The sequence below is a fragment of the Sphingobium cyanobacteriorum genome, assembly GCF_030580935.1.
Classification (GTDB): domain Bacteria; phylum Pseudomonadota; class Alphaproteobacteria; order Sphingomonadales; family Sphingomonadaceae; genus Sphingobium; species Sphingobium cyanobacteriorum.
This window is the reverse complement of sequence record NZ_JAUQOM010000042.1, coordinates 1-5,605: the sequence shown is the minus strand read 5'-3', so window position 1 is coordinate 5,605 and position 5,605 is coordinate 1. Positions and strand designations below refer to the sequence as shown.

General features: G+C 57.8%; 7 protein-coding genes. 5 read left to right on the top strand and 2 right to left on the bottom strand.

Annotation, left to right across the window (positions count from 1 at the left end):
• Positions 1-249: 249 nt before the first annotated feature.
• The 3 genes from Q4610_RS21275 to Q4610_RS21265 all read left to right on the top strand — a co-directional run bounded on the left by Q4610_RS21275 (position 250) and on the right by Q4610_RS21265 (position 1,905).
• Complete coding sequence (locus Q4610_RS21275) at positions 250-1,029, top strand: hypothetical protein (protein WP_234189845.1); 780 nt, start codon at positions 250-252, stop codon at positions 1,027-1,029.
• Positions 1,030-1,194: 165 nt separating this feature from the next.
• On the top strand, positions 1,195-1,596 hold the full coding sequence (locus Q4610_RS21270) for a hypothetical protein (protein WP_234189846.1): 402 nt from the start codon (positions 1,195-1,197) through the stop codon (positions 1,594-1,596).
• A 9-nt stretch (positions 1,597-1,605) separates the two neighbouring features.
• Positions 1,606-1,905, top strand: coding sequence for an addiction module antidote protein (locus Q4610_RS21265; protein ID WP_234189847.1), 300 nt, complete (start codon positions 1,606-1,608; stop codon positions 1,903-1,905).
• A gap of 25 nt (positions 1,906-1,930) precedes the next feature.
• Here Q4610_RS21265 and Q4610_RS21260 read toward each other — a convergent pair whose 3' ends face one another.
• Both Q4610_RS21260 and Q4610_RS21255 read right to left on the bottom strand, forming a co-directional pair.
• The gene (locus tag Q4610_RS21260; RefSeq protein WP_234189848.1) at positions 1,931-2,356 is read right to left on the bottom strand and encodes a hypothetical protein; all 426 of its coding nucleotides are present in this window, start codon (positions 2,354-2,356) and stop codon (positions 1,931-1,933) included.
• Between the two features lie 165 nt (positions 2,357-2,521).
• On the bottom strand, positions 2,522-2,779 hold the full coding sequence (locus Q4610_RS21255) for a helix-turn-helix domain-containing protein (RefSeq protein WP_234189849.1): 258 nt from the start codon (positions 2,777-2,779) through the stop codon (positions 2,522-2,524).
• 594 nt (positions 2,780-3,373) lie between these two features.
• On the opposite strand from Q4610_RS21255, the gene Q4610_RS21250 reads away from it, so the two are divergent.
• Both Q4610_RS21250 and Q4610_RS21245 read left to right on the top strand, forming a co-directional pair.
• Positions 3,374-3,703 (top strand): single-stranded DNA-binding protein, encoded by a 330-nt coding sequence (locus tag Q4610_RS21250; protein WP_234189850.1) that lies wholly within the window; start codon positions 3,374-3,376, stop codon positions 3,701-3,703.
• Positions 3,704-4,354: 651 nt separating this feature from the next.
• Positions 4,355-5,368 carry a hypothetical protein gene (locus Q4610_RS21245; protein ID WP_234189851.1) on the top strand — a complete coding sequence of 338 codons (1,014 nt, stop codon included), beginning with the start codon at positions 4,355-4,357 and terminating at the stop codon, positions 5,366-5,368.
• The last annotated feature ends 237 nt before the right edge of the window (positions 5,369-5,605 follow it).

Below are 5,605 nucleotides of genomic sequence, written 5' to 3'. Positions count from 1 at the left end.
CTGGCGCTTCAGCTTTTCGGCAATGGTATTCAAAATCATCGGCTCGCTCCGCAATATCAGGAGCGGCAACTTCTCTCCCCATGGTCAACATCGAGTTAACCTGAAGAATTTGCGACAAGGCCCGCAAAAGTCTTTATAGCCATCGATTTTTTCGCACATTGACGCCACCGCTGCAAGCTAATTCTTGCCACGGATACGTGTGCCTTGTGCTCCGATCTCTCCCTGATCATCGTAATAAATGGAGAGATCATGCTTGCCATGAACCGGACGGCCTATGGGCCGAACCTACTGGCGCGCCTGCTTGCAGCGGGTTCGCATCAACAAGTCGATGAATGCGCGAAAGCGGCCTGGGTGCTGAACGGCGAAGGGCTGATCGCGGACGAGGAGATGGACTATCTGGCTCCGGTGATCGAGCACCGACGGAAGTGGATTAGGGAGGGAATGCGCTCGGTTCGGTCTCCAGCGTGCGTCGGCCGTTGCCGTCCTGCAATTCCGTCGAAAATGCGGTCATCTGTCTGGCTTCGCCGGCGCGCGCTCGCCAAAGACTGCATCATTCCTACATGCTTGGCAGAAGCCTTCACTGTCAGCAAACTTGCGGTGCTTTCGGTCATTGCGCGGGCGGTGATGGACCGCGGACAATCGAATATGTCATTGCCTGAAATCGCCGCACGCGCCGGCGTCGGATGCACAACGGCACGCTATGCTATTCGGGATGCGGCGCGGATGGGCCTGATCAGCGTCTCCGAAAACCGCATCAACAGATTCTGGAATCGCCCCAACACGATCAGAATCGTGTGCGGACGCTGGCTCCGATGGCTGAAGGCACGTTCAGCGTATCGCACGCGAAGAACAGCACGCTCACCTGATAGCGGTTCTCTGGGCACCCCCCTCAGAAATCTGATCCCCATGATTGATATAGGAAGATTCAATCTTACGACTACGATCAAACAGGGTGAGAATGTGCGTGCAAGTTCCGTATGGTGGGATGGCTGCATGCATAATTGTGGCGCAAGAATAGCTTCTGGATAGCCATGCTTTGGCGCTGATCGGCATTTTTGGTGATCGATCGGTTCCATAATAGAACTTATGCGATATGTTATAACGTAACGTTATGCCGTGAAGCACTATGGGAAATTGATCAACGTTTGGCCATAGCCTATCTTTTGCGCCGACTAATGAATATACAGGAGATTGATGATGGTCGACGAAACCAGGAAACTTCCACGCTCTCCAAGGATCTGGTGGGAACTCCATCTTTTCGTGATCGCCTTGATCGTTCCGACGGTTGCCTACCCATACGCTTCAGCCTTCAGTCCCGCAGTGACGCCTGTCGGAACTTATTTGGTGATCTCGGGCGCAGCGATCGCATTGTTGCTGTTGTCCATGTTCAGAGACATCGGCCCGACCTTCGTCGAGAATGCTGAAGCCCGGTTTCAGAACCGCTATGCCACGGATATCTATTCGATTCCGGTGGCATTCACCGCAAAGCCGACGATCGTGCCTGGCTTCTCCTGGCTACAGGCGACCCGCGCCGATAACAGCGAGACGATCATGCCTTCGAAGCTAAGATTCAACCACAGTCGTCGAGCCGCGTAGGCTGAAGCCATGAATGAAAAGCCATCCACACCTGCTTCTATTGACGAACTTTTGTCCGGCGAGACGATCGCGGCGTTTTTGGATGACGCCTTTGCCACCGAGGATATTGACAAGATCGCGGATGCCCTCGGAATAGCCGTTCGCGCCAAGGGCGTGTCGGTGATCGCAGAGCAAACAGGTCTGCCGGGCGAGCGGCTCGAAGCGTCGTTGACCAAGGATGGTTATGGCGACCTGTCCTTCACAGAAGTCGTCGCTATCGTGCAGGCGCTGGGCGTCAGGTTGTCCTTTGAAAAGGTGGGCACCTGGTAACTGGCGAGGATATGCTGCCCGCGCCCTATTTCGTCGGCTTGCAGATCAACGGCCGAAGCTCCTGCACGATCACACCCGTCATCGGCGACACCATCGCACCGATCCAGTTGTCGGAAAACACCCCTGCGCCATCAGCCGGTGAAAGCCAGACCACCTCGTTCGTATTGAGTTCGATCTTCACTTCGCTTGCGATCGGGCTGCCGGCGATCGTCTGGACGTAGTGGCGCTTGATCGGATGGATAGTGCCTCTCCAATCCGTCAGGCGATTTTCGCTGTAGTCTAGAACAACCTCCCCCACCTCCGCCGTCGCAGCGCAATCGATCGATCGTTCACACCGAATGACCGACGAAAACCCGCAGGTCCAGGTGAGGCTCTTCGGCCACATCGGGTTTTCACCCGCATATGCCGTTGAGGCAAGCACGACGAAAGCAGAAGCCACAAAATAGTTCATGATCGGAAATGCCCCAACATCACGCCGGGAACGCAGCGATTCATCCGGCGACCCTACACGACCGGGAAGCTAAATATAGTTTATGAAGCCGGCAAGCACTCTTAACGTGTGGAAACGAATTCTGCCCGCGAGATCAGGGAGTTCAGTCAACGCTATCGTTGCCGATCAAAGAGGTGCGGAGCCGCTCATGAGTTCCTGCAAAGGCACATCGAGATTGATGCTAATTCGCGTGATCGTCTGCAACGAGGGATTTGCCGTCCCGTCAACGATCTGAAAATAAAAGGGATATGTCACTTCGCAAAGGCGAGCCATTTCCTTCTTGTTGAGGCCGCGCCTCTCACGCTCTCGTTCTATGACCCTCGCCATGTTTCGCAGGATCATCGTTCCAAGCTCGGTGTCAGCCTTCTTGCGCTTGCTCGTCATCGTCGGATAAACTATAATTTACTCGTTACTGGGTTTGATGAGAAGATTGCCGATGTTCGCGAAAGCCATGCCTTCACATATCGTCCTCGGACTGTTTTTGACGACCGCGGTGCTTCCAGCTCCCGCTGCTGCAAGCGAATGGGGGTGCGAGGTTCTGCTTTGCGCGTCCTCGTCCAACCCATCCTGGAGGGGCGTCCCCGCTTGTCACCCGCCAATGACGCGCCTGATCTCCGCGATGAAAAAACCGGGCTTCCACTGGCCGACCTGCCCCGAAGCGGGAACGGGTTCGCCGGGCCACGAGAGATATGCGGAGTGCCCGGAGGGCTATCAGGTCGGAAGCAGGCGGGACCGCGACGGATTCGCCCGAGAGGGCGATCTCTGCGTCAAGACAGTCAACATTTGCCAGGGCAAAACGCACGGTCTCTACAGTTCTGATCGGCAGCGGAGCTGCATACAAACGGTCTCCATATCCCGACCGCTCAGGTCAGAGCCATATTACTTCGACATCAAGAATGACACCTCTGGCCAAACCGAGCGGCATTGGTTCGGGCTCAACAGATAGACGGTTTTTCTCGGTTAAGGAAGGTTTAATCCATGCGTACAGTTAACCGGCATACTCTGCTTGGCCACGTCGGCAACGTCATACCGCTGGAAAATGCATTGAAGGTGAACGTGGCGACCAATCGTGAATGGCATGCTGACGGGGAACGGAAGAGCGCCACCGATTGGGTCCAGGTCACTGTCCTCGACAAGGATCAGGTCAAATGGATCAAGGAAAATGTCGGTCAGGGCGATCTCGTCTATATCGAGTCGCGGATCTCCAACAGCAGCTACGAAAAGGGCGGCAAACAGGTCTATACGACGGACGTCATCGCGAAGCTCTTCAACCTCATTTCAAAGAGCAGGGCGCATAGTCAAGCATAAGCGTTGGGCGGGTGCCCAGCCCTCCTCCCCTGTATGCACCTGCCCCCCTGAATGCCGCCGCTCACCCCGGCGGCATTCTTTTCCATATCGCTCTTCCCCGATGGTGCCGATCGTTATCCAGCCGCAGCGCCGTGAGCGGAGCAGGCGGAGGAAACCCGCGCTCCCCAATAGCGCCGTAGGGTTTTCCGGAGCCTCGTGGGTAACGGTCGGTTTCTCCACGTCGATGATCTTCTTCGATTGTGCCATGGGCCACCGCCCGTTTCGGGCGGCCGCGCTCTATGCGAAGGGGCACGGAGCCAGCCTGCGGCCGTCTCCGCCGATGCCGGTGACGATCGCTTGTCCTTCTCGGCTGCTGCGCATCCGGCACTGAGGCCCGCACGCGGGCCGCGTGTTCCCTGCCGCTCATACGACAGGCCATCGATCCGGCCAACGGGCAAGCGCGCCCAAGGGCGCTGTCGCCCGGCGAAAAAATCGGCTTTCACCGCTGCGCGCCGAACCTTCCGATTTTTTCACCGGCCGACCCATGACCGGACCGCCGCCCTGCCGGGAGCGGTCTTCGCCCCCTCCCTTCGTCCCGAGGACGTGTGGGCACGTCCTTCGGACCAAAGGAAGAAGGCTCCGCCCACGGCGAAACCGTAAAGGAGAACGGGCATGACCATAGCAATCGTTGAAAACAGCACCCTTGTCGTCACGGTCGGCAGCTATGCGACCAGAATCACGGCCGCGAGCATCACCAGCAGCTTTGACGCCTTGAGCCATTTCCCCGAACGGCGCGCGGCCGGCGAACTGTCCGACCTTGCCATCCGCATCAACGCCTTCGGCGACTATGTGGACGAGCTCGCCGCTCGGGAGGGTGTCGCGGCCAGCTTCAATGCCGTGGACGAAAAGCAGACTTTCGCCATCCAGCATGTGGCGATCACCCGCGCATTCTGGGCGGCGGAGAGCCGCTGCATGAGCTGGTTCGTCACCGGATCGGCCAACTTTCCGGTTGCGCGGAACGAGAAGCGCCAGCGGTCGGCCGATGCGCGCAGCGCAGAAATCCGCGAGCATGACAGGAAGGCACGTAAGGCCGCAAAGCGCCATGCCTTCCCCTATGGCGCGGAGGGCGAGGCCATCCGCTCGAATGATCCGGAAGCCCTCGACAGGATCAGGAAAAAGATTGCCGGACTGGAGAACGATTGCGAGCAGGCGAAGGCCGCGAACCGGATCATCCGCACCATGCGGGCGAAGAAAGCCGAAATGGCAGACATCATGCGCGCCGTGGTCGAGCAGACCGATATTGAAATCCACGTCATCGGTCGCGCCTTGCAGCACGCCGAGACCTTCCGCATGCCGGTGAAATTCGACACGACGCTAGACCGGGCGGAAATCCGCCGCCTTCAAGATCGCCTCGCTTCCCTGGAGCAGTTGCAGGAGCGCGGCGACACTGAAACGAAGGTGGAAACCCGCCTTGGGGAAATCGAGATCATCGAGAATATCGAGGCGGCGCGCATCCAGCTTTTCTTCCCCGATAAGCCCGACGACGCGACGCGCGGCCTCCTGAAATCCAACGGCTTCCGCTGGTCTCCCTCCTATGGTGCATGGCAGCGCCATTTGAACGAGAACGGCCGGTGGGCGGCGAAGCGTGTCGTCAAGCAGCTCCAGGATGAGGACGGGCGCGCGTAGAGCGCCCCTCTCCTCATCTGGCCGTTGGAGATAGTTCAGGCGGCGTTCCCTCTCCATCATGTCCAAGTCAAAGGAAACCAAAATGTACGCGGGCGTTTGGCGAAGATTGCTGACGGCCTTGTCGCAAATTCTTCAGGTTAACTCGATGTTGACCATGGGGAGAGAAGTTGCCGCTCCTGATATTGCGGAGCGAGCCGATGATTTTGAATACCATTGCCGAAAAGCTGAAGCGCCAGT